General features: G+C 47.0%; 1 protein-coding gene. It reads left to right on the top strand.

Going from position 1 to position 321, the window contains the following annotated elements:
* Window positions 1-321: fibronectin type III domain-containing protein (locus ON07_RS16605; RefSeq protein ID WP_010232507.1), on the top strand; the 321-nt coding region annotated here is incomplete at both ends.

Raw genomic sequence — 321 nt, 5'->3', positions numbered from 1 at the left:
ATGGGGCTACGGATGTTGCGCTAAGCCCTAGTCTGAGTTGGAATGCTGCTTCGGGAGCAGATAGCTATAAGGTGCAGGTGTCCACAACCTCTGATTTTTCATCAACACTAGTAAATCAAAGCAATATTACAGGAACTTCCACTTCGGTTTCAGGACTGGATGATGGCACTACTTATTATTGGCGGGCATTAGCGACCAATGCTGTGGGAGATAGCAACTGGTCTGCTGTAAGGAGTTTCACCACTATATCGGCTCCATCAAATGGAGCGTTGGTGGCTCACTGGAAGATGGATGAGAGTAGTGTACAACATTACTCGATGC

The organism is Gillisia marina (assembly GCF_000258765.1).
GTDB lineage: Bacteria > Bacteroidota > Bacteroidia > Flavobacteriales > Flavobacteriaceae > Gillisia > Gillisia marina.
Note: the sequence above shows the minus strand (reverse complement) of the source record. Positions and strands in the feature narration are given on the sequence as shown.